At 37.1% G+C, this 24,774-nt stretch carries 22 protein-coding genes; 1 reads left to right on the forward strand and 21 read right to left on the reverse strand.

Features of this window, described 5'->3' with window-relative positions; translation table 11 throughout:
- The 3 genes from parC to G6Q10_RS04750 all read right to left on the reverse strand — a co-directional run bounded on the left by parC (position 1) and on the right by G6Q10_RS04750 (position 5,937).
- Positions 1 to 2,472: a DNA topoisomerase IV subunit A gene (gene parC, locus G6Q10_RS04740; protein ID WP_163653523.1), complete on the reverse strand. Its 2,472-nt coding sequence runs from the start codon at positions 2,470 to 2,472 to the stop codon at positions 1 to 3.
- Complete coding sequence (parE, locus tag G6Q10_RS04745; RefSeq protein WP_163653526.1) at positions 2,469 to 4,433, reverse strand: DNA topoisomerase IV subunit B; 1,965 nt, start codon at positions 4,431 to 4,433, stop codon at positions 2,469 to 2,471. Before parE ends, parC begins: the two co-directional genes overlap by 4 nt.
- A gap of 217 nt (positions 4,434 to 4,650) precedes the next feature.
- Positions 4,651 to 5,937 (reverse strand): purine/pyrimidine permease, encoded by a 1,287-nt coding sequence (locus G6Q10_RS04750; protein WP_163653529.1) that lies wholly within the window; start codon positions 5,935 to 5,937, stop codon positions 4,651 to 4,653.
- 167 nt (positions 5,938 to 6,104) lie between these two features.
- Here G6Q10_RS04750 and plsY point away from each other — a divergent pair, with 167 nt between their 5' ends.
- Positions 6,105 to 6,701: a glycerol-3-phosphate 1-O-acyltransferase PlsY gene (plsY, locus tag G6Q10_RS04755; RefSeq protein ID WP_163653532.1), complete on the forward strand. Its 597-nt coding sequence runs from the start codon at positions 6,105 to 6,107 to the stop codon at positions 6,699 to 6,701.
- Positions 6,702 to 6,898: 197 nt separating this feature from the next.
- Here the strand turns inward: plsY and G6Q10_RS04760 are convergent, their stop codons facing one another.
- The 18 genes from G6Q10_RS04760 to G6Q10_RS04845 all read right to left on the reverse strand — a co-directional run bounded on the left by G6Q10_RS04760 (position 6,899) and on the right by G6Q10_RS04845 (position 24,762).
- Positions 6,899 to 7,771, reverse strand: a complete 873-nt coding sequence (locus G6Q10_RS04760) for an aldose 1-epimerase family protein (protein ID WP_163653535.1) — start codon at positions 7,769 to 7,771, stop codon at positions 6,899 to 6,901.
- Positions 7,764 to 8,084: a hypothetical protein gene (locus G6Q10_RS04765; protein WP_163653538.1), complete on the reverse strand. Its 321-nt coding sequence runs from the start codon at positions 8,082 to 8,084 to the stop codon at positions 7,764 to 7,766. Before G6Q10_RS04765 ends, G6Q10_RS04760 begins: the two co-directional genes overlap by 8 nt.
- On the reverse strand, positions 8,084 to 8,518 hold the full coding sequence (locus G6Q10_RS04770) for an acyl-CoA thioesterase (protein ID WP_163653541.1): 435 nt from the start codon (positions 8,516 to 8,518) through the stop codon (positions 8,084 to 8,086). Before G6Q10_RS04770 ends, G6Q10_RS04765 begins: the two co-directional genes overlap by 1 nt.
- Before the next feature lie 164 nt (positions 8,519 to 8,682).
- Positions 8,683 to 9,462, reverse strand: a complete 780-nt coding sequence (codY, locus tag G6Q10_RS04775; protein WP_163653543.1) for a GTP-sensing pleiotropic transcriptional regulator CodY — start codon at positions 9,460 to 9,462, stop codon at positions 8,683 to 8,685.
- 24 nt (positions 9,463 to 9,486) lie between these two features.
- Complete coding sequence (gene hslU, locus G6Q10_RS04780; RefSeq protein WP_163653545.1) at positions 9,487 to 10,881, reverse strand: ATP-dependent protease ATPase subunit HslU; 1,395 nt, start codon at positions 10,879 to 10,881, stop codon at positions 9,487 to 9,489.
- A gap of 14 nt (positions 10,882 to 10,895) precedes the next feature.
- A complete protein-coding gene (hslV, locus tag G6Q10_RS04785) occupies positions 10,896 to 11,435 on the reverse strand; it encodes an ATP-dependent protease subunit HslV (RefSeq protein WP_163653548.1) in 540 nt (179 codons plus the stop codon).
- Positions 11,436 to 11,454: 19 nt separating this feature from the next.
- Positions 11,455 to 12,357: a tyrosine recombinase XerC gene (xerC, locus tag G6Q10_RS04790; protein ID WP_305068098.1), complete on the reverse strand. Its 903-nt coding sequence runs from the start codon at positions 12,355 to 12,357 to the stop codon at positions 11,455 to 11,457.
- Positions 12,358 to 12,600: 243 nt separating this feature from the next.
- On the reverse strand, positions 12,601 to 13,902 hold the full coding sequence (gene trmFO, locus G6Q10_RS04795) for an FADH(2)-oxidizing methylenetetrahydrofolate--tRNA-(uracil(54)-C(5))-methyltransferase TrmFO (protein WP_370519512.1): 1,302 nt from the start codon (positions 13,900 to 13,902) through the stop codon (positions 12,601 to 12,603).
- Positions 13,903 to 13,937: 35 nt separating this feature from the next.
- Positions 13,938 to 16,016, reverse strand: coding sequence for a type I DNA topoisomerase (gene topA / locus G6Q10_RS04800; protein WP_163653554.1), 2,079 nt, complete (start codon positions 16,014 to 16,016; stop codon positions 13,938 to 13,940).
- A 220-nt stretch (positions 16,017 to 16,236) separates the two neighbouring features.
- Positions 16,237 to 17,064, reverse strand: a complete 828-nt coding sequence (gene dprA / locus G6Q10_RS04805) for a DNA-processing protein DprA (RefSeq protein ID WP_163653557.1) — start codon at positions 17,062 to 17,064, stop codon at positions 16,237 to 16,239.
- 137 nt (positions 17,065 to 17,201) lie between these two features.
- A complete protein-coding gene (locus G6Q10_RS04810) occupies positions 17,202 to 17,969 on the reverse strand; it encodes a ribonuclease HII (protein WP_163653560.1) in 768 nt (255 codons plus the stop codon).
- Positions 17,962 to 18,828 carry a ribosome biogenesis GTPase YlqF gene (gene ylqF / locus G6Q10_RS04815; RefSeq protein ID WP_163653562.1) on the reverse strand — a complete coding sequence of 289 codons (867 nt, stop codon included), beginning with the start codon at positions 18,826 to 18,828 and terminating at the stop codon, positions 17,962 to 17,964. The genes G6Q10_RS04810 and ylqF overlap by 8 nt, the downstream gene beginning before the upstream one ends.
- An 8-nt stretch (positions 18,829 to 18,836) precedes the next feature.
- The gene (sipZ, locus tag G6Q10_RS04820) at positions 18,837 to 19,376 is read right to left on the reverse strand and encodes a type I signal peptidase SipZ (protein ID WP_163653565.1); all 540 of its coding nucleotides are present in this window, start codon (positions 19,374 to 19,376) and stop codon (positions 18,837 to 18,839) included.
- A gap of 181 nt (positions 19,377 to 19,557) precedes the next feature.
- Entirely contained in the window at positions 19,558 to 20,112 is a 555-nt protein-coding gene (gene sipY, locus G6Q10_RS04825; RefSeq protein ID WP_163653567.1) for a type I signal peptidase SipY, read from the reverse strand.
- Positions 20,113 to 20,184: 72 nt separating this feature from the next.
- Positions 20,185 to 20,742 carry a type I signal peptidase SipX gene (gene sipX, locus G6Q10_RS04830; RefSeq protein ID WP_163653569.1) on the reverse strand — a complete coding sequence of 186 codons (558 nt, stop codon included), beginning with the start codon at positions 20,740 to 20,742 and terminating at the stop codon, positions 20,185 to 20,187.
- A gap of 171 nt (positions 20,743 to 20,913) precedes the next feature.
- Entirely contained in the window at positions 20,914 to 22,173 is a 1,260-nt protein-coding gene (gene clpX / locus G6Q10_RS04835; protein WP_163653571.1) for an ATP-dependent protease ATP-binding subunit ClpX, read from the reverse strand.
- 277 nt (positions 22,174 to 22,450) lie between these two features.
- The gene (gene tig / locus G6Q10_RS04840) at positions 22,451 to 23,737 is read right to left on the reverse strand and encodes a trigger factor (RefSeq protein WP_163653573.1); all 1,287 of its coding nucleotides are present in this window, start codon (positions 23,735 to 23,737) and stop codon (positions 22,451 to 22,453) included.
- A 110-nt stretch (positions 23,738 to 23,847) separates the two neighbouring features.
- A complete protein-coding gene (locus G6Q10_RS04845) occupies positions 23,848 to 24,762 on the reverse strand; it encodes a tetratricopeptide repeat protein (protein ID WP_163653574.1) in 915 nt (304 codons plus the stop codon).
- Positions 24,763 to 24,774 lie beyond the last annotated feature (12 nt).

Raw genomic sequence — 24,774 nt, forward strand, 5'->3', positions numbered from 1 at the left:
TTATTTTCCCTCCTTATTTTCTTCAACGTCTACATCATCGGTAATTTCTGGAATAACGAGCCACATATCAATTGGACTGCCTTCGAGCGCTTCATCCAGTATAAACGAGCCGTTAGAATAGCGATCGGTTGTTCTTATACTTGCTATATCTAAACCAATTCGTTGTTCCTTATTTGTTTCAACAACAAGCTCATCATTGACACCTGCAAGTATGATTTTGACAAATCGATGAGGATCGTTTTTCAGTTCCCGTAGCATTAACAGGCCTCGCTTTGCTCTTGAAATAGGCTCAAATTCTCTTGTTTTCATTTGTTTTAATGAACCGCGTTGTGTCACTACTACTAAATGGCGCATTTCATTTTCAGCAAGCAAAACACCACCAACAACTTGATCCCGATCTTTTAAATTAATAGCTTTAACACCCGCAGTTCTTGCCCCTGAATCAGGGACTTCACTTACATGATAACGAAGCCCATACCCCATTTTTGTTGCTAAAAAGACGTCTTCTCTGCCATTCATTTGGAATACGTTTAAAAGCGCATCATCATCTTTTAACTTGATCGCCATCATCGCTTTAGAATAACGTTGTGGCTTATAATTTATGCTTTTTGAAGCTTTAATCATGCCATTTTTGGTTATAAATAAAAAGTATTCTGTTTCGCTAAAATCGGCAAGACTTTGGACTGCGATAATTTCTTCATCACTTGTCATTTCACTTACTAAATGGCTAATATGCTCCCCTAAGTTCTTCCAGCGAATGTCTGGAAGTTCATGAACAGGACGGTATATATAGTTGCCTTTATTTGTGAATAATAAAAGAGCGTTCATCGTATTTGTTTTTTGAATAAAGAGCGCACGATCGCTTTCTTTCATTGCTAGTTCTTCGCCTTTTGAAGCTGTATAAGATCTAATACTTGTGCGTTTAATGTAACCTTCCTTCGTCACAGAAACGATCACATCTTCACTTGCTACTAAAACTTCTGTATCAATTTTAATTTCAGCTATCTCGGCTTGAATTTCTGTACGACGTTCACTTTTATACGTTTTCTTAATATCATTTAGCTCTGTTTTGATCACAAGCAGCAGTTCATTTTTATCGCTTAAAATTTTTTCAAGAAAAGCGATACGTGTTGTTAATACCTCCGCTTCTTTACGAAGTTCAGTAATATCTGTATTGGTCAAACGGTAAAGCTGTAAAGAAACAATCGCTTCTGCTTGTTTTTCACTAAAATCAAAGCTTTGTTGCAAATTTAATTTTGCATCACGTTTATCCTTTGAAGAACGGATCAGCTTAATGACCTCATCAAGAATCGACAAAGCCTTCATTAGACCATCTAAAATATGTTGCCTTGCTTTGGCTTTTTTAATATCAAACTCCGAGCGCTTCGTGATCATTTCAACTTGATGATTAATATAGGCATCGATCATTTCAAGTAGTCCAAGTAGCTTAGGCCGCTTTTTGTAAATAGCTACCATGTTGAAGTTATAGCTTACTTGTAAATCCGTATTTTTAAAAAGATAATTCAAAACACCTTCAGCATTCGCATCTTTTTTTAGCTCAATGACGATTCTTAATCCCGTTCGATCCGTTTCATCGCGAACTTCGGAAATTCCTTCAATTCGCTTCTCAACTCGTAATTCATCCATTCGTTTTACTAAATTTGCTTTGTTTACTTCATAAGGGATTTCATGAACTGTAATTTGCTTTCGACCACCGCGAAGATCCTCAATTGCCGTTTTAGAACGAACAACAACACGGCCTTTTCCAGTTTCATAAGCTTTTTTTATTCCCTCAGCGCCTTGAATAATAGCCCCAGTAGGAAAATCAGGGCCTTTTACAATTTTCATTATATCGTTTAAATCAGCATCTGGTTGATCGATTCGCTTGATCACAGCATCAATCACTTCGGTCAAATTATGTGGTGGAATATCTGTCGCATAGCCAGCTGAAATCCCAGTCGAACCATTTACTAATAAATTAGGGAAACGCGCTGGAAGAACGGTCGGCTCACTTGATGTATCATCAAAATTAGGGACAAAATCAACGGTTTCTTTCTCAATATCTCGTAACAATTCAGAGCTAATGGCAGATAAGCGTGCCTCTGTATAACGCATTGCTGCTGGTGGGTCCCCGTCGACACTACCATTATTACCGTGCATTTCAATTAAAAAATTACGTACTTTCCAGTCCTGACTCATCCGTACCATCGCGTCATAGACAGAACTATCACCATGTGGATGGTAATTACCAATCACATTCCCTACTGTTTTAGCAGATTTACGAAATCCTTTATCAGCGGTATTTCCTTCCTCATTCATCGCAAATAAAATGCGTCGCTGTACAGGCTTAAGTCCATCACGCACATCTGGCAGAGCTCTTTCTTGAATAATATACTTGCTATACCTTCCGAAACGATCTCCCATTACCTCTTCTAATGCAAGATCTTGAATGTGTTCTTCCTGCATGCTCAAGCTTCACTCGCCTCCCCGTTTAACATATTTTCATTTTCTAAAATACTTTGATCCTCTTCTAAAGTAAATTCAACATGACTTTCAATCCATTTACGTCTAGGCTCAACTTTATCACCCATAAGCGTTGCAACACGTCTTTCAGCTCTTGCAGCATCATCAATCCGTACCCGAATTAACGTCCGCGTCTCAGGATTCATTGTCGTTTCCCAGAGTTGATCTGCGTTCATCTCGCCTAAACCTTTATAGCGCTGAATAATATAACCTTTACCAATTTTTTTAATCGAACTATCTAGCTCATCATCTGTCCAAGCATAACTAGTTACTTCTTTTTTTCCAGTACCTTTACTAACTTTATACAAAGGCGGTAAAGCAATGAAGACTTTCCCTGCTTCAACTAATGGTTTCATATAACGGTAGAAAAATGTAAGTAAAAGCACCTGAATATGCGCCCCGTCTGTATCCGCATCGGTCATGATGACAATTTTATCATAATTACAATCAGCTACATCAAATTCAGCGCCAACACCAGCACCGACAGTATGGATGATCGTACTAATTTCCTCATTCTTCATAATATCTTGTAATTTTGCTTTTTCAGTGTTAATGACTTTTCCACGCAAAGGTAAAATCGCTTGGAAACGCCGATCTCGACCTTGCTTAGCAGATCCTCCTGCAGAGTCTCCTTCGACAAGATAAAGTTCATTTTTATTGGGATTCCGTGACTGAGCGGGTGTTAATTTCCCTGAAAGAATGGTTTCAGAACGTTTGCGCTTCTTGCCACTTCTTGTTTCTTCACGTGCTTTTCTGGCTGCCTCGCGAGCCTCACGTGCTTTTATTGCTTTTTTAACAAGCAACGCACTTGTTTCCGGATTTTCAGCTAAAAAATAAGCAAGATGTTCAGAAGTAACAGCATCTACTGCTTGTCTAGCTTCTGTTGTCCCTAGCTTTTCTTTTGTTTGTCCTTCAAATTGTAGTAAATTTTCTGGAACGCGAATAGAAAGCACTGCAGAAATTCCTTCTCGAATATCGCTTCCTTCCAAGTTTTTATCTTTCTCTTTTAAAAGGCCAACGCGTTTCGCATATTCATTAAAGACGCGGGTTATTGCTGCTTTCATCCCGGCTTCATGCGTACCTGCCCCACGTGTGCGCACATTGTTAACGAAGCTTAAAGTATTTTCTGAATAGCCATCATTAAACTGAAAAGCCATCTCAACTTCAATCGTTCCACTTTCACCTGCAAAAGAAACAACTGGATGAAGCACATCTTTTCCTTCATTGATGTATTCGACAAAGTTTCTAATTCCTTCATCAAAATGAAAAACTTCTCCCATATTGACACGCTCATCAATCAATTCAATCCGCATTCCTTTTAATAGAAAAGCAGATTCTAAAAGGCGTTCAGATAATGTTTCATAGTTAAAAGAAGTCGTTGGAAAAATGGTTGGATCAGGTTTAAAACGAATCGTTGTCCCTGTTTCTTTCGACTTCCCTATTTTACGAAGTGTTCCGTCTGGTATCCCGCCGTTTTTAAACTTCTGTTCATAGACAGCACCATCACGCTCTATCGTGACAATTAACCATTCTGATAAAGCATTAACAACCGAAGAACCGACACCATGCAGGCCACCACTTGTTTTATAGCCACCACTTTGTCCAAATTTTCCTCCAGCATGTAGAACTGTTAAAATCACTTCAACAGTTGGTTTTCCCATTTTGTGCATTCCAACAGGCATACCGCGCCCTTTATCAGATACACTAACGCTATAGTCATCATGTAAAATCACTTTAATTTCATTACCAAAGCCTGCTAAAGCTTCATCGACTGAGTTATCGACAATTTCATATACTAAATGATGTAAGCCGCGTACATCCGTTGATCCAATATACATGGCTGGGCGCTTTCTGACTGCTTCTAATCCTTCTAGCACCTGGATGGAATCATCATTATATTCATTGACCATTTAAAATTCTCCTTCCAAGTCATTTCCTACTTCAAGCTTATCGCTTTAAAAGTTACCTTTCCAGAATAGCACTATCATGAAGAATAATCAAAACAAATATCAGTTAACTAGTTCTCCTTAATGAAAGAATGACTTAAAAAACAGGCTCAATTGATGAGCCTGTTTCCGAGTTGCACGAATCTTGATAAAAGCAACACACTAAGAACAATAACAGCATTCATTCGCTTGGCTTATGTATAAAAATGAAAAATTGTTCTAAAATAATACCAATAACACTACCCACAATCAATCCATTATTTAAAATAGCAACAAGCGCTGCTGGTAAATTTTGTGTTGCTGCTGCTGGGATAAACATTGTACCAACACCTGTAAGAAGAGAAATACCAATGGTCAAATAGCGATTATCTTCAAGTGTTGTTATTTTTTTTAATTCCTTAAGTGCCATAACAAACATATTTGAAAACAATACAAATGTAACCGCGTAACCAACAGGTGCTGGAAGTGAAGCCATGACATTCATAATCGGTGGCAACAAAGAAATACCCGCCGTTAGCACACAGCCGATAATAAACGGTTGAATCCGCTTCTCACCAGTTTGTGAAACAAAGCCAGCTGCCCCACTAATTGGAACGGAGCCAATTGCTCCAAACGTTCCACCAAGCAACTGATTAATCCCAGAAATAAAACCACCACGACGATAACGACTAGTTGCACTTGCCTCCTCAGGATGTACAATCCCTTCCATCAAGCGAATCGAAGCAACCAAATTCGTAATGAGCAATAAGGTGATGAAAATCGCTGTTGTAATGCTACCAGAATCAAAATGAGGAGAGCCAAAAGCAAAAATTTTCGGCATAGAAAACCAATGATCAGCTGCAACAATTGGCGAATTTTTACCAAAAAGAATAAATAAGAGCCAACCAATAACTAAAGCAAAAATAACTGAAAATTGTCTTAACCACATAATTTTCGAGCGCCCGAATAAGAAAGTTAACAAAATAACAAGAAAACTAAGCAAAGCCACAATTGGATCCAATGTTTGTTGTTTCGCAGTTAAACCAAACATCCCACGTAAAAACGAGCCACTTAATTGCAAGATGAGTAGCACCAAATAAATAAAGGTCACAGTTGGTGTAAATAATTTGGCAAGTTTTTCAATAACACCAAATGATGCTAAAACAATGAAAAAGATGCCGCTAATGATCATTCCACCAGATAAAGCTTGCAGTGCTGCGATATTAGTCGAATACATTACCCCAATAAAACCAGCGTAAATGGTAAATACACTCCACCAAAGACCAGCTGGCCCTTCATGAATCGGTAATTTATGACCAAATAACGCTTGGAGGAAGCCTGCAATTCCAAGGACAAAAATAGTGCGTTGCATAAAAAAAGCGGTTTCAGAAGCGGATAAATGATAGATATCAGAAATAGCAATCGGCGCAGCTACTGCTCCTGCAATCATAAAAATCATCCACTGAATACCAGCAACTGTTGTTTTCAAAGCTGTTCCCTTCTTTCTTTTTTTTAGTATTCCTAAATTAATTTTAGCTTTATATCGTGAGAAAGTAAAGTAAGATTTCTAAAATAACACAAAGTTTTTTACCTGAATAGCCAAATGTATGCTATAATTTCAACATAAAATGTCTGTTAAATTAGAGGAGTTTTGGTATGAGCATTCAATTTATATTGCTGATGATTCTAGGTTACTTTATTGGTTCCATCCCATCAGGTCTTTGGATTGGAAAGTTATTCTATAAAAAAGATATCCGGAAATTTGGCAGCGGAAATTTAGGAGCAACGAATTCATTTCGTGTACTAGGTGTAAAACCAGGGATTGCAGTAACAGTTATCGATATTTTGAAAGGTACAGTCGCCACTTTATTACCTTTTTTCTTTGCGTTAAACTTAGACCATCATTACTTGCTATTAACCGGGATCTGTGCCATCATTGGTCACAGCTTTCCGATTTTTGCAGGTTTTCGTGGTGGCAAAGCGGTAGCTACTTCTGCCGGTGTCATTTTAGCTTATGCACCATTTGTATGCCTGTTCGCTGCAATCATCTTTTTCTTAACGCTGAAGTTAAGCAAATACGTTTCACTTAGTTCAATGGTTGCTGCGCTTTTTGCATTTGTAGCTTCTTTGTTTACTGGTGATTTACTTCTTATCACATTAATGGTCTTTATTGCTTTATTTATCATCTGGCGTCATCGAGCAAATATTACACGCATTAAAAATGGTGAAGAACCTAAAATTAGTTGGTTTTAAATGTCCAGAATAGCACCAAAAATCGAGTAAAAGCATCTCCATTGTTTTCTGCGTGAGCTATCGACGTTGAAAACAGGGTAGAGCGTCTTTTACTCGATGATGTGAATCCTTTTATGAAACCGGTTTCTTAATTTGGATAAAAAATGAAAATGTCCGTGTCTATTGTCGGTTTCTTTTGTTTATGTCCTGCACCTCACTTAGTTTACCTCAATAGTATAACTCGCACTAAAGATGGCTTCTGGTTCTAATTGTTCAATTCCTGCTTTATCACGCAATTCAACAGAGCTTCCAACACCATCTGCAATGCCATACCACGGTTCAATGCAAACAAATGGAGCGTCTTTTCCTGGTGTCCAAATACCTACAAATGAAAAGTTAGGAAATGTCATCTTAACAGCGTGATTATGTTTATCAGAACGTATCGCAATAACGTTGGTTTTTAAACCTTCAAAAATAAGTGTACGATCTGCAAGTAAATCATAAGTAAGTGGCAAATATCTCGCCGGTTGCTCTTTCACTCGTTTAACTCGACCATTACGATAAGGTCCATCAAGCAACAATGACTCAAGCTTCTCCGTCTCAAAAAAATCAAGATAATAATCTTCAAAGTGTGTATCATCAGTAAGCGGCACATTAAACGCTGGATGTGCTCCAATTGAAAAATAAATTCGCTTGGAATCAATATTTTCCACACTATACTCAACCTGTACTTGATTTTCTAGAAGTGTATAACTTATTTGTAAGCGAAAATCATAAGGATATACCAATCTTGTTTTTTCATCAGCAACTAACTCAAAAACACATTTATCCTTCAGCAATTCAACAACAGTAAATTCACGATCACGCGCAAAACCATGCTGTGGCAAATGAAATGCCTCACCATCTACATAATACGTATCATTTACCAATTTCCCGACCGTTGGAAATAAAATAGGAGCGTGTCTTCCCCAAAACGTTTCATCTGCATTCCATAGATAGTTAAGTTTGCTTTTTTTATAATAAATTTTCGTTAATTCCGCACCTTCTTCTTTTAATTCAACAATTAGCGCATCATTCTCTAATTTAATCATTGTCTTCTCCTTCCAAGTGAAAGCGCTCAATTTGTTCATGCTTTCCTTCTTTTTTTAAAATCCGTAATTGGAGCTCACCGAATAAATCATAATGCGGTAAACCCGTATGACCAAAATCAATATAAGATTTTGGTAAATCATATTTTGCCCCCCATTCTAAAAGATTCTCTAAATTAGAACTCGCTACTTTAGTAACCGTTTCAGAATTTGGAAAACGTTCATCCATCCAGTAATGGGTTAAAATAGCGATACCTCCTTCACTTGCTTTCTGCTTAAAAGCTTCAAGTTCGCTCCGAGTCACACCAAATGCCATTATCCTTCACTTCCTGCCTTTATAAGTTCTTGATATTTATTATCCCATTTCTTCAGAACACGGCGCATTGCAACGGGTTTAAAATTATCTTTACGGACACATGCGTGTTTTGTTTCACCGATAAGCGCAATATGTCCAGTCTTTTCGATGCGCACCTCATAACCATAAATGGTGCGAATCCCATCATACCCTTTTAACCACGTCCTCACTACTGCATTTTGTCCGTAACGAAGGGGGCTTACATAATGTAATGAGACATCTAAAACCGGCATAAAATAACCTTCTTGCTCCATTTCATAATAGCTAAGATGCAGGTCATCCATAAAATTTTTCCTACCAATTTCTAACCATGCCAGGTAATTGGCATGATAAACAACGCCCATTTGATCCGTTTCTGCATAACGAACTTCAATGGTCGTTTCACTATATGCCATATTTTTTCCTCCCTCCACACATCACAATTCAAAACAATGTTAGTAAAAAACAGGACTATGTATCATTTTTCCCGTAAAAAAAGAAGTTAAAACATAGATAAAGCAAGTTAGCACTGAACACTAAATTGAATCACCTTACGCTCCAACTTCTCTTGTTAAAAAGCTTATCTATTTTTGATTTTTTCGAGTTCAGGAATGAATTTTCGATTTAATACAGAAATGTATGTGCCTTTCATTCCTAGCGAACGAGAATCAATAACACCTGCACTCTCAAGCTTACGAAGCGCATTAACAATAACAGAACGAGTAATCCCCACACGATCTGCAATTTTTGAAGCAACAAGGAGTCCTTTATCCCCTGCTAATTCTTCAAAAATATGGATAATCGCTTCTAGTTCACTGAAAGAAAGAGAGCTTAGAGCCATCTGGACGACAGCACGACTACGAGCTTCTTCTTCAACTTCACCTGACTTTTGATATAAAATTTCGATTCCAACAACCGTACCGGCACATTCAGCTAGAACTAAATCATCATCATTAAATCTTTCACCAAGACGTGAAAGAACGAGTGTCCCTAAGCGTTCTCCTCCTCCCATGATTGGGATAATCGTCGTTAAACCATCTGTAAATAAACCACTACTTTCACTTGGAAATGCTGTATATTCACTAGATACTTCTAGATTTGCCGAAGTTTCACTAACATTAAATAAGCTTGAAGTATATTCTTCAGGGAACATGCGATCAGCTAACATTTGCTGGATGCGCTCGTTTTCAATCCGCGTCTTCTCGGAAAAACCTAACAGCCGGCCTTTGCGACTAACGATATATACATTAGCATCGATTACATTACCAAGTGTGTCTGCCATTTCTTTAAAATTTACAGTTTTTGATGTTGTATTTTGTAACATTGAATTAATTTTTCTTATTTTTTCTAATAAAGACATTATTAGAACCTCCTAATTTATATATTATAAAATAAACTGTGTTAAATCTTTATTGTTCATAATAGATTGCAATTTATCATTTACATATTTTTCAGTAATAGTAACAGAGTCTAAATTGATCTCAGGTGCTTCAAACAATAAATCTTCAAGCAGTTTTTCAAGAATGGTATGGAGCCTCCGTGCACCAATATTGTCTGAATCTTGGTTTACTTGAAAAGCAATCTCAGCTAAGCGAAACACAGCTTCTTTCGTAAAAACAAGTTCAATGCCTTCTGTTTGAAGCAAGGCTTTATATTGTTTAATAAGTGCATTATCAGGCTCTGTAAGTATTTTAATAAAATCATCTTGTGTAAGTTTATCAAGTTCAACCCGGATCGGGAAACGACCTTGAAGCTCTGGAATTAAATCAGAAGGTTTTGAGATATGAAAGGCACCAGCAGCAATAAACAAAATAAACTCTGTGTTTACTGTACCATACTTGGTTGCAATTTGTGAACCTTCAACAATTGGTAAAATATCCCGCTGAACTCCTTCTCGTGAAACTTGCCCATTACCCGAGCCTTCTTTGCTTGCAATTTTATCAATTTCATCAATAAAAATGATTCCCATCTGCTCAGCACGTCTAATACCTTCTGAGGCGACTTCATCTTGATCAATCAGCTTTGCTGCCTCGTCTTCAAATAACATTTTGCGTGCTTCTTTCACTGTGACTTTGCGTTTCTTTTTCTTCGCTGGAAAAAGACTTGAAAAAGCATCTTGCATCCCAGCCATCTGATCCATGCCACTGCCGCGCATAAGGTCAAACATTTTATTTTGTTGCTCGGTCACTTCGACTGTAACCATCTCATGATCTAATTCACCATTTTGAAGCTGCCACTCGATTTTACTACGCTTACTTTGAAGCTCATCCGTTTCAGCTTCTTCAGGTTCTTCTTGACGATTTCCCGCCCCAAACAAAGCTTCAAATGGATTCTGCGTATTCGTTTGTTTTTTCTTTTGCCCTGGTACTAAAAGTTTGATTAGCTGTTTTTCAGCATTTTTTTCAGCCTGAATACGAACAAGCTGCATCTTTTCTTCTTTTACCAAATGGACAGCAACTTCAACTAAATCACGAACCATTGATTCAACATCACGACCAACATAACCTACTTCTGTAAACTTCGTTGCTTCAACTTTTGAAAAAGGTGCACGCACAATTTTAGCAATACGGCGAGCAATTTCTGTTTTTCCAACACCAGTCGGACCAATCATTAAAATATTTTTGGGAATGACTTCATCGCGAATATCATCATCCATAAGTGTACGACGATAACGATTTCTAAGGGCAACAGCAACCGATTTTTTAGCTCCTGTTTGCCCAATGATATATTGATCAAGCCGCTCGACAATTTCTTTAGGCGTTAAGCTACTATTACTCAAACTTTATCACTCCTTTATAACTCTTCTACAATGATGTTGTTATTTGTAAAAACACAAATCTCTGATGCAATTTCAAGAGCGTGCCTTGCAATGTCTTTAGCTTCCATTTGTTTAGCGCTATGCCTTTTAAGCGCTCGACCAGCCGCCAAAGCATAATTTCCTCCAGAACCAATAGCAAGGATGCCATCATCAGGTTCAATAACTTCTCCTGTACCAGATACAAGCAATAAAGTCTCCTCATCCATTACAATCAACATCGCTTCTAATTTCCGAAGAACATTATCGCTACGCCACTGCTGAGCAAGTTCAACCGCAGCCCGTTCTAAATTACCATTATATTCATTTAGCTTGGTTTCAAATTTTTCAAAAAGTGTAAAAGCATCTGCTACAGAACCAGCAAAGCCAGCGATTACTTTATTATGAAATAGCCGTCGAACTTTCCTTGCTGTATGCTTCATGATTACTGATTCCCCAAGCGTCACTTGTCCGTCTCCAGCCATTGCGCATTTTCCATTATGCTGAACAGCAAATATAGTTGTTGCATGCATCTCCAACTTATTTCGCCTCCTACTATTATGCTCTTGGATGATGTTTCATATAGGTTGCTTTTAAATGATCTTTTGTGATATGTGTATAAATTTGGGTAGATGAAAGACTGGCGTGTCCTAAAAGCTCTTGCACCGTTCTCATATCTGCTCCATTATTTAACAAATCCGTTGCAAACGTGTGCCTTAACATATGTGGATGAATTTTTCTTGTAAGTGAAGCTCGTTCGATGATTTTATTTAAACAATATCTGATTCCTCTTGTCGTTAATGGGTCACCATAATGATTAACAATTAGTGTCTGATGAGACTTGTGAAACGGTTCCATAAGCTCTTGTCGTCCTGCTTTTAAATAGCATGCGATGGCATCTTCTAAAAAGGACCCATAAGGTACATAACGTTCCTTATTCCCTTTTCCTCTAACTAAGATCGCTTGATAATATCTATCTATATCTGTAAGTAACACGCCCGCACATTCAGAAACACGAATTCCAGTACCATATAATAATTCAAGTAAAACTCGATCTCGCAGTGTAAGTGGCCTTTCATCTTCATAAACCACCTGGAATAATGCTTCCATTTCTTCTGAATAAAAGAATTTTGGTAACCTAAGTTGCTTTTTTGCATGAGATATAGACAAAAATGGATTATTCTCTACTTGCTTTTCGCGCAATAAATAAGTATAAAAGCTCCGTAATCCAGAAAGCTTGCGAGCAACAGAATTCCGTGAAAACCTTGCTTTTTTAAGCATCGTTAAGTAAATTCGTATTTCAATATAGTCAAGTTTTTGAAAGTTAGCGTTTTGTTCTATTAAAAAAGTTTGAAATTCCAGAATATCTTGTTTGTAAGCAAGTGCAGTATTTTGTGAATAATTTCGCTCATTTAGAAGATATTGCATAAAATCTTCTATCAAAGAATTCAAGTCTTTCAAAATCGTCACACCTTTCAAACACTACCATATTAGCACAACTCAACTTGAGTTGCAATTAATTTACACATTTTTCGAAACATTTCCAATTAATCCAGAATGAATAAAGACTATTTCTTCATAACTGAAAAAATTGAATTTTAATGACAGCAAGTATTCAAAAATGATTACTGTTTACTCTCTCACAAACTAATGAATGAAGTAATGGCTAGACAATGGGTCTAGCCATTACTTATTATAGTTGTTTTATAGCTCCTCCGCAAGTGTTTTTATGGCTGTTATGGCTCTTTCCGCTAATTTTTGATTTCTTTCTTGTTTCGCTCTTATTTTTTCAGATAGTTCAGGGAAAAGTCCAAAATTAACATTCATTGGTTGGAATGTTTTTGCGCTCGTACTTGTAATATATCGAGCCATGCTTCCCATTGCGCTTTCTTCAGGAAATGAGATGGGTTTTTCGCCGGTAACATATCTTGCAGCATTAATACCAGCAACTAGTCCGCTAGCAGCAGATTCTACATACCCCTCAACACCTGTCATTTGCCCGGCAAAAAACAAATCCGCTCTTGCCTTTAATTGATAAGTATGAAGTAATACTTTTGGAGAATTGATAAAGGTGTTGCGATGGATAACACCATAGCGAACAATTTCTGCATTTTCTAACCCAGGAACCATCTGAAAGACTCTTTTTTGCTCGCCCCATTTAAGGTGCGTTTGAAAGCCAACTAAATTGTAGAGTGTCCCTGCCGCATCATCTTGTCTAAGTTGTAAAACAGCATACGGTCTTTTTCCCGTTTTTGGGTTTTCTAATCCAACTGGCTTAAGCGGTCCAAACAGCATCGTTTTAATTCCGCGCTTTGCCATCACTTCAATTGGCATACACCCTTCAAAGAAGATTTCTTTTTCAAATTGTTTTAATTCAGTTGTTTCAGCTGTAATAAGCGCTTCATAAAAAGCATTAAATTCTTCTTCTGTCATAGGACAGTTTAAATAAGCAGCTTCTCCCTTATCATAACGCGATTTAAGATAAACTTTCTCCATATCAATGCTTTCTTTTGCAATAATTGGCGCAGCAGCATCATAGAAGTATAGATCGTCTTCACCGGTAAGAGATTTAATTTGCTCAGCTAGTATTTCGCTTGTAAGCGGTCCTGTTGCAATAATCGTAGGGCCTTCCGGAATGTTAGTGACCTCTTCAGTATAGACTGTTACAAGAGGATGTTTTTTTACTTTTTCTGTAACGAAATCAGAAAAATGATGTCGATCGACTGCAAGTGCTCCACCCGCAGGAACAGATGCCTGATCAGCAGCTTCCATAATAATGGAATCAAGCACACGCATTTCTTCTTTTATAACGCCTACCGCATTTGTTAATCCATTGGCGCGAAGTGAGTTTGAGCAAACAAGCTCAGCAAACTTATCTGTATGATGAGCGGGCGTTTGCTTTACCGGTCGCATTTCATACAAATCAACTGGAACGCCTCTTTTGGCTAGTTGCCAAGCGGCTTCACTTCCAGCAAGCCCTGCCCCAATTACTGTTACTTTTTCCACTAAAATTCCTCCTAAAAGCTTGACAAGATGCTGTTTTATTCTTGAGTATCTTCTTTATAATCGCAATTTGTACACTGAACTTGGATACCTTTTTTTAATTTCTTTTCAACTAAAGCATGCTCGCCGCATTTTGGACACGGACGCGCTACTGGTTTATCCCAAGAAACATAGTCGCAGTCTGGATAACGATCACAGCCATAAAAGATACGTTTTTTCTTGCTTTTTCGTTCAATCACATGCCCTTTCCCACATTTTGGACAGGTTACACCAATTTCTTTTACAATTGGCTTCGTATTACGGCATTCTGGAAAACGACTACATGCCAGGAACTTACCGTATTTCCCCATTTTATAAACCATTGGCGCTCCGCAAACATCACAATCAATCCCTGCTGGTTCATCTTTTATTTCAATTTTTTCCATTTCTTTATCAGCACGTTCAACGTTTGGTTCAAAGCGTTTGTAAAAATTATCAATTGCTTTTACCCATTTTGCTTTCCCATGCTCAATCTCATCAAGTTCTGCTTCCATGTTTGCAGTGAACCTGACATCTAAGATTTCTGGAAAATACTCCTCGATTAATTCATTGACGATTTCACCTAATTCAGTTGGTGTAAAGCGTTTATTCGTCAAAGAGACATAGTTTCTGCGCTGAATCGTATCAAGTGTTGGTGAATACGTAGAGGGACGGCCGATACCAATTTCTTCTAATGTTTTAACCAACCGTGCTTCTGTATAACGTGGTGGGGGTTGTGTGAAATGCTGACGCTGTTCAAGGCTTTCTGAAGTAACTTTATCGCCTTTTTCTAACTCAGGTAAGATATTCTCTTTTTCTTCTTTATTATCGTCGCTGCTTTCGACGTAAACTTTCATAAATCCAGCAAACTTTACTTTAGAACCATTTGCACGGAAAGAAACGCCATTATTTTCCAAGTCGACACGCATTGTATCGAGAACAGCTGGAGTCATTTGGCTAGCGATGAATCGTTCCCAGATTAGCTTGTATAAACGCAATTGATCACGACTTAGATATTCTTTAACCTCTTGTGGAGCTCTGAGAACACTTGTTGGTCTAACGGCTTCGTGCGCATCTTGTGAGCCTTTTTGATTTTTATCTGTACGCTTTTTATTTCGAGCAAATTCTTTTCCAAATTGGTTAACAACGTAATCATGAGCTTCTGCTTGGGCGGAATCAGCAATTCTTGTCGAGTCAGTACGCATATACGTGATTAAACCGACTGTCCCTTGCTTCCCAAGAGCGATCCCTTCATAGAGTTGTTGCGCAAGCATCATTGTTTTTCGTGTGCGGAAGTTCAATTTACGTGCTGCTTCTTGTTGCAGAGAGGAGGTTGTAAAAGGGGCAGCTGGATTTCTTAGGCGTTCCTTTTTCGTTACATTAACGACGTCAAACTCTTTTCCTTTAATTTTTGACATCACTTCTTTTACATCTTCTGCATTTTTAAGCTTTTTCTTTTTGCCATCGATGCCATAAAAACTACCCTGAAATGCTTTCCGACCTTTTTTAAAATTGCCATCGATCGTCCAGTATTCTTCAGGCTTGAAGTTATTGATTTCTTTTTCTCGATCAATAATAAGCCGAAGAGCAATCGATTGAACTCTTCCGGCGCTTAATCCTTTTTTTACTTTTTTCCATAGAATTGGGCTAATATTATAACCAACAAGTCGATCTAAAATTCTGCGTGCTTGTTGGGCATCAACTAAATCCATATCGATTTTACGTGGGCTTTTAAAAGATTCTTTGACAGCCTCTTTCGTAATTTCATTAAAAACTACGCGTAACTTATCATTTTGATCTAAATTCAAACTGTTTGCTAAGTGCCAAGCAATCGCTTCTCCTTCTCTGTCGGGGTCAGCTGCGAGATAGACTTTCTTTGCTTTTTTGGCGGCTTGCTTTAGTTCCTTTAAAATAGGGCCTTTACCACGAATTGTAATGTAACGTGGTTCAAAATCGTGCTCAACATCAACGCCCATTTGACTTTTAGGTAAGTCGCGTATGTGGCCCATGGATGCTTTTACTTTAAATTTTTTACCAAGATATTTTTCAATTGTTTTTGCTTTTGCAGGTGACTCAACAATTACAAGATAATCTGCCAATTAAATTCCTCCCTGTATGGGTCATAAACGGACTAAATAGAGTCTCTATCTGCTATTTTAGGTCTCGTTTTTCTCAACATTTTAGCGATGAGATAATTCAGTAGTAAATGATAGCTCTTTCAAATCAGTTTGTCAATGGGAATTTTTGAAAATGCTCCACTGCCTTTACTACTTCTTAGCAAACTTATCTTAAAAAAACGAGAATTGCAAGTCAAATCACTTACCTACAAAAATAATTCAATTCTTCCATTATATGTTCTTTTCTAAAGATTAATTTTGCACCTTGTTGAATAAGTTCATGTGTGCCGTCAGAAAATGGTGAAAAGATGTTACCAGGGACAGCAAAAACTTCACGATTTTGTTCAAGTGCATTCATTGCAGTAATAAGAGAGCCACTCCGTTCGCATGCCTCAATAACCAATGTACCAAGTGCTAAGCCGCTAATAATACGATTACGATCCGGAAAGTGCCAGCGCCTTGCTTTTTGATTTGGTAAATATTCGCTTAAAAGAAGCCCTACCTCACTTATCTTCTGACTGAGGTTTTGATTGCACGCTGGATAAATATTTTCTAATCCGCTACCTAATACGGCAATTGTTTTCCCTTCATTAAATAGGGCGGCTTGATGGGCCTGCGCATCTATTCCAATGGCTAAGCCACTTACGATTGTATAATTAGCCGAAACTAGTTCACGGACGAAATAATTTGTCGCTAGTCTCCCATAATCGCTCATGTCCCGAGCACCCACAACCGACATAGCACGTCTATGGGCCAATTTAATATCTCCTTTAAAAAAAAGTAAAGGTGGCGCTAAATAAATTTCTCGAAGAAGGGGCGGATAATCAGCTTCACCAATAAATACACATATTTCTTCTCGCTTAAAACGCTTTGTATAAAGCGCTTCTTCTGGCTTTAAAAATAGCTTGCGGAATTCTTTTTCAGAAAATATGAATTGTTGTTTTTTAAAAGCAAAATTCCAAATCGATGCACGCCTTCTACTGGATAAATGAAGCAAATGTAACCACGTTTCTTTTTCTTTTAAATTCAACCCGCTCACTCCTTTTTAATAGTATAACGACTTTTAAATAGATGGTAAAATGGCAAAAATCACGTTTTCATAGCCATAAAAAAGAAGATTTCTTTTGGAAATCTTCTTTTAACGATAAACTAACTTTTTTTATCGATCTATATTTTCATAAAATGACTTTTTACAGGTTCAAATGAATAACGATGAATGGGGCAACTTCCAAACATTTGGAGTCCTTCCAAATGCTTTTTCGTTCCATAACCCATATTTCTAGCAAACTCATACCCGGGATATAGCTGGTCATATTGTTTCATTAAGCGATCTCGTGTTACTTTTGCAATAATCGAAGCAGCAGCAATCGAAACACTTTTGCTATCTCCTTTAATTAGCGAAAGCTCACAATCACTATAATGAAGTGGCATAGCATCAATGAGTGTAAAATCTGGTTGCGGGCTCAACTGTGCTAGCGCTTCATTCATTGCTAGCTTGGTTGCTTCGTAAATATTTACTTGATCAATGATTTCATTAGCAATGATTCCAATCCCAATACTCACTGCACAATCTGAAATAAGATCGAATAATTTTTCACGTTGATTTTCACTCAGTTTTTTAGAATCATTCACACCAAGAATGGCAAAAGATTCTGGTAAAATGACTGCGGCTGCGACTACAGGTCCAGCGAGTGGTCCACGTCCTACCTCATCAACACCTGCAATCCATTGATATCCTTTTGCATAACCTTCTTTTTCATGAAATTTCATTGTTTCAAGTTGAGTAAGCTGTCTCTTTTCATTTTCGAAGCGCTTTTTTGTTTGTTCGATTAGTTTTTGAACGCCTTTTCGTGAATCTTCAAGAAAAGGAATTAAATCGGCTTCACTTGTTGCTAAATAACATTTCTCTTTGATTACATCCATTGCTTCAGCCATTTTCTTCACCTAAATGTTCAGGGAAATCAAATGTCATTTTTCCCAATTTCTGTTGCCTTATTTCTCTTACCATAAGTTCAGCAGCCCTTCCGTAATCAGGTTCATGATAGCGATCAAATAAACTACGCTTTTCAGCAATAAAAGCTAGCAATGTAGTGATGTCACTTGGTAAATCGGCTACTTTTAGCCATTTTTTTAACGCTTCAGGATAGTTCTCTTGGATAAACTGTAAGCCAAAGGATGCAATGTCTTCCATATGTAGTAAATCATCCTTAATTGCACCAGTTAAAGCTAACTTAAAACCTACTGACTGGTCTTCAAATTTTGGCCAAAGAATTCCTGGTGTATCTAATAATTCGAGTGTTTTACCTACTTTTATCCATTGCTGGCTTTTTGTGACGCCCGGTTTATTTCCAGTCTTTGCAATATTTTTATGTGCCAGTCGATTAATAAGCGTTGATTTTCCAACATTTGGAATGCCAAGAATCATCGCCCTAATTGCACGTGGCTTCATCCCGCGCTCGCGAAGTCTTGCAAATTTCTCTGCCATGACTTCATTGGCTGCACGTTCAATCGCATGCATGTTTTTTCCTTGCCATGAGTTTACAGCCACTGCTTTTAATCCTTTACTTTGGAAATAGTCAATCCATTCTGAGGTTCTTTTATCATCAGCCGTATCCGCTTTATTTAAAATAATTATTCGCTTTTTTTGATGAATAATTTCTTCAAGCATTGGGTTAGAAGAAGAGTATGGAATTCTTGCGTCTACAAGTTCAAAAATCACATCAACTAATTTTAATTTTTCTGTTACTTCACGCCTTGCTTTTGCCATATGTCCTGGAAACCATTGTATTGTCATTTTTTCCCCTACTTTATTAATTTAGCATTTTTTAAAGGCCAGTAAGCAATCTGCACTTTGCCCATTATTTTTGTTTTTGGAATCGGTCCGATAATTCTACTGTCTTTACTTGCACGTCGGTTATCTCCTAAGACAAAATAACTTTTTGTTGGTATTTTGCCTTCTTGAAGTTGCTCTTTTGTACTATAATCATCCGTTAGCGGGCCGTCTTCCATCTTCTTCTGGTAATCGCTTAAATATGGTTCGCTATACTTTTTACCATTAATATAAAGCTGATCTTGTTTATATTCAATGACATCACCAGGGATCCCAATGACTCGCTTAATATACTTATTTTTACCTTCTTGAAAGACGATGACATCAAAACGGTTAATTTTACCAAAGCGATTAATAATCACACGATCAGCATTATGAAGTGTTGGCATCATGGAAACACCATCAACGAGTATAGGAATAAAAAGGTAAAAACGTATAAAAAGAGCAATAATAATGGCTACGACTGCGGCCCATATCCAACTCCATAGCGCTTTTAAGTTTTTTTCTTTCATCCTTTTCACCGCCCTAAAAAATACTCTTCTTAATGCAGAAAGGACCAGGATATAAACGAAATAAATCGGCGGTAAGCTGATCGCTTTTGCTCGATTTGTTGTGCTTGAAACACCTGCACTGCTGCTATATCTTTTTAAAAAATATAGCTAAATCGTTTTATATCCCAGTCTTTTCTTTTACCTATTTTTTTGAAAAGCTGATAACTACACCATCAACAGCAGATTCATCAATAAATCCGAACATGCGGCTATCCATGCTACCTTCACGATTGTCTCCTAAGACGAAAAGCTTACCTTTAGGAACTTTCTCATGACCGGTGATATCTTTTAAAGTAAATGTACTTCTGTTTGAACCTGGTTGACTATAAGTTGGCATGCCTTTTGCTAAATAATCTTCTTTATATTTTTTACCATTCACGTATAGCTTGCTATCTTTAAACTCAATTTTATCACCAGAAACTCCAATAACGCGTTTAATGAAATATGAACCTTCATCACCAGTTGAAGTTGGTGCATCAAATACGACTTTATCAAAACGATCTGGCTTTGTGATCTTTTCTATAAATAAATGATTGCCATCTTGGTAAGTTGGCTCCATTGACCTTCCATCTACTTTAACTGGCGCAACAAGGAAAGTACGAACAAGCATTGCAACCGCAAAAGCCACTACAATAACAAGTAACCAACTAACAATTTGATAGGTGATCGATTTCTTTGTTTTCACTTTATCTGTCATATCTTGCTTCCTCTCGTAATCTATTTCTAAGCTAAAACTTATTTTCTGTTAGATTCATTATGCCATTTCTATTTATTTTTGTAAAGAATCTCCGAAAGAAATAACTTTTCCAAGTACAGTTTTTTCTTTGATAAAACCAATATAACGGCTATCTTTGCTGATTCGTCTATTATCCCCTAGAACAAAAAGTTTGCCTTTAGGTACTTTTTTAAGGCCACCACAAGCTGGTAAATCGCTTAACTTAAAGCTTTCAGTTAAAAGGCCGCTTGAAAGTGATTCTTTTTCTTTATCTAAATAAGGTTCTTTATATTTTTTTCCATTAATGTAAAGCTCGTCATCTTTATATTCGATCTTATCACCAGGAAGCCCAATAACTCGCTTAATATATTCAGCATTTTTTTCATCTGGTGCTGGAAAAACGATAATATCAAATCGCTTTGGAGATGAAACTTTATTGATGAATAGATGCTCTCCGTCATGTAAGGTTGGATCCATTGAATCGCCATAAACCGTGACAGGTGAAATTAAAAAATAGCGAATACAAAAAGCAATAACTAATGCGATTAAAATGACTTTCATCCATCCCCAAATAACACGTGCTTTCGTCCCTTTCTTTTTCTCTTTACCCATTTAAATTAAAACCTCTCCCTCTTTACTCGTTATTGTTAGATTATAGCATATATTATTTTCTACATATACTTATTGCCTTTAAATTTGTATTTTATACCCATGAAATCGTCTTTGTTAAACACTTTATTATTAAAAAAGCTGCTGGCATAGTAGCCAAGCAGCTCATTTAATTTATGCAGATGTCTTAATTGGAATAATTGAACCATCGTCGAGTTGCAGCTTAGGTTCAGATTCGCCTGAAACAGCTTCTTTGGTGATAATACATTTTACAATATCATCACGCGTTGGAACTTCAAACATAACATCAAGCATGATACCTTCAATAATTGATCTTAAGCCACGTGCTCCCGTTTTACGCTCAATAGCTTCTTTAGCAATCTCATTTAACGCCTCAGGTTCAAATTCAAGCTCAACGTTATCAAGCTCTAGCATTTTCTGATATTGTTTAACAAGTGCATTTTTTGGTTCGGTTAAAATTGAGATTAGAGCTTGTACATCTAATTGTTCCAGTGTTGCAATAACCGGTAACCTACCGATAAACTCAGGAATAAGACCAAACTTAAGTAGGTCTTCTGGGACAACTTTGGACAAATAAGTTTCTTCATTTTTTAGTGAGATGCTATCTGTACCAAAACCGATCACTTTTTCACCCATTCGATTTTTAACGATTTGTTCAATACCATCAAATGCGCCGCCAACAATAAATAAGATGTTACTTGTATCAATTTGGATGAACTCTTGATGCGGGTGCTTCCTGCCACCTTGAGGAGGAACACTAGCTACTGTACCTTCAAGAATTTTAAGAAGGGCTTGTTGAACGCCTTCTCCTGAGACATCACGTGTAATCGATGGGTTCTCTGACTTACGGGCAACTTTATCAATCTCATCGATATAAATAATGCCTTTTTCAGCTTTATCGACATCATAGTCAGCTGCCTGAATCAGTTTTAACAAAATATTTTCGACATCTTCACCAACGTAACCTGCTTCCGTTAGTGACGTCGCATCAGCTATTGCAAAAGGCACATTTAAAATACGAGCTAGCGTTTGAGCAAGAAGGGTTTTCCCACTTCCGGTTGGCCCAATTAAACAAATATTACTTTTTGAAAGCTCAACTTCATCTGTACTTGTTTCATTTGCATTAACGCGTTTATAATGATTGTATACAGCGACGGATAACGCCTTCTTAGCACGTTCTTGGCCGATAACATAATCGCTTAAAATACGAAGAATTTCTTGTGGTTTTGGTACTTCTCCAAAGTCAACAAACTCAGAATTATTTAATTCTTCCTCAATGATTTCATTGCATAATTCAATGCACTCATCACAGATATAAACTCCTGGGCCAGCCACTAATTTACGAACTTGATCCTGTGTTTTACCACAAAAGGAGCATTTTAATTGACCTTTTTCATCATTAAATTTAAACAAAATATTCACCCCTTCGCATAGGATTGGTCTTTTGAACATATTTGCATAGGTATGTTCATTTATCATATCACTTGTTGATTATTATGTACATTATTTAATCTAAAACATAGTAGAAGACGCGCAAATGCTTGCATTTCAAAGGTTTGACAGAGTGATCAAAACGCTTTTGCAGACTTTTCATGTGGTGAGTCCATCATGATAAAAGGACGCATAGCGAAATGATGCTGTCAAACCTTTAAATTCAAACGTTTTACTCGAATTATATCAAGCTACTTCATTATTTCTCTACAGCTTGATCTACTAGAAGATCTGTTGCTTTGCGGATTTTAATATCTTCTTTTAGCTCGCTTAAATTCCCTAAAGCTTTTAAGACAGCACTTTTTTCCATGTTGTATTTTTCAGCAAGTGTTGTCACTTCATCATCTACTTCTTTTTCGGATGGCTCAATTTTTTCAGCTTTAGCAATCGCTTCAAGAACAAGATTCATTTTCACGCGTTTTTCAGCATCTTTTTCCATTTGTTCGTGCATTGCTTCTTCAGTTTGCCCAGTAAATTGGTAGTAAAGGTCTGGTGTTAAACCTTGAGCTTCTAAATCTTGCGCAAAATGATTCATTAAGTGATCGGCTTCGTGATGAATCATTGCATGCGGAATATCCACTTCAGCATTTTCAACGGCTTTAGCAATCACTTCGTCTTTTTTTCCTTGAACAGCCGCTTCTTCTTTGGCATCTTTTAGGCGCTTTGTTACTTTTTCTTTTAGTTCTGCAACGGTTTCGACTTCGGAATCAATGTCTTTTGCAAGTTCGTCATCTAATTCAGGTACTTCTTTTGTTTTAATTTCGTGAACTTTTACTTTAAAGACAACTGGCTTTCCAGCTAAATCTTCGGCATGGTATTCTTCTGGGAAAGTTACATTCAGTTCTTTTTCTTCACCAGTTTTAATTCCCACTAATTGTTCTTCAAATCCTGGAATAAATTGACCAGATCCAAGCTCAAGTGAGAAGTTTTCTGCTTGACCACCTTCAAAAGCCACACCGTCTTTAAGTCCTTCAAAATCGATCACAACTGTATCGCCTGATTCCGCGGCTTGATCTTCATCTTTTACAACGAGGTCGGCTTGGCGTTCTTGTAATGTTTTAAGCTCGGCTTCTACTTCCGCATCTTTTAATTCAGCATCTTGTTTGGCTACTTCAAGACCTTTGTATTCACCAAGTTTTACTTCAGGTTTTACAGTTACTTCAGCAGAAAGTTTCCAGTTTTCATCCTTTTCCATTGATTCAACATTAACTTGTGGGGTATCAACAGGCTCGATTCCAGCTTCTTCGACTGCTTTAGAATAAACCTCAGGAAGCATAATATCCAAAGCATCTTGATAAAGTGCTTCTTCTCCAAAGCGTTGGTTAAAGATTTGACGTGATACTTTTCCTTTACGAAAACCGGGCACATTAATCGTTTTACGTACTTTTTGGAATGCACGATCTAAACCCGTTTTAATTTCTTCTTGGCTAATTTCAAAAGTAAGGGTCCCAATGTTTCCTTCTTTTTTTTCCCAATTTACTGACATGGTATATTCCCTCCAACATCGATTTAGTTCAATTCACTGCTCTTATGGCAAGTTTCAGCCATACTAATTCATGATAGCATAAATTACATTGTATTGAAAACAAGAAACCGTTAAATTAATGAATTTCGCTCATAATTTTCTAAGGTATGGATAAATGCTAATGCTTTTTCTAATTCAGGATCTTTTATTCTATCTATTTTGTTAGCATCTTGATATAAATCCTCCGCCCACTTTAGATAAGCTTCGACCCACAACTCGACTCTATTCGGCTCAAAAGTAAACGGATAGACCATAAACAAATGTCGATCAACGGTTGTTAAAAGCTGCTCCAATAATATGGGGTTTTCATTCTCTAACCTTTTATCAAGCTCCTTTTTTAATATGTTAATAAAGTCGGACTTTTCAAGTTTACTTGGATTAAAACTTCCTTCTAAATTCAGTTTAGTTATTAAAAATTCTTCATTACTGTTTGCAATTTCTAGCAACTCAAAAATAACAGTCTTCACGTAAGGTGACAACTCATCATTTTGTAAAAAATCACGAAAAAAAGGAACATAATTTGAAATATCTGTTGTTTGAATCCCTCGTAAAAAAACGAGCTGCTCTGGCACTGAAATCTCTAAAAATTGGCCGATAACATGCTCGTCCACTCTTTTTTTAGGAAACAAAATCACATTATTTCGGGTTGGCTCTTTTTTTGCAACCCCTGATTTTGCCATAAAATCACGAACTAATGTAAAGTACGTATCGATCTGACCTGTTTGCAGATAGCTCGTTGAAAGCTCAGCTAAAACCTGTTTGGAATAACCATATTCTAACAAAAAGGTCTGGCCAATCTGGAGTGCTTGTGTAAATTCTTCTAATTGATTATAAATTTGTAAAAGCAACACCACAGCTTTTTCATCAGCCGTATTCTCTTCGTGCAAATTCTCTAAAAAAACAATCGCGTGTTGCACTTCTGAGTAGCTTAAACTTGAGATCCCTTCTTTTAAAAAACGTGTAATAATCTCGGGAAACTGTGTCATTCAGTAGAACTC

This window comes from Listeria sp. PSOL-1, from assembly GCF_902806445.1.
Taxonomy (GTDB): Bacteria; Bacillota; Bacilli; order Lactobacillales; family Listeriaceae; genus Listeria.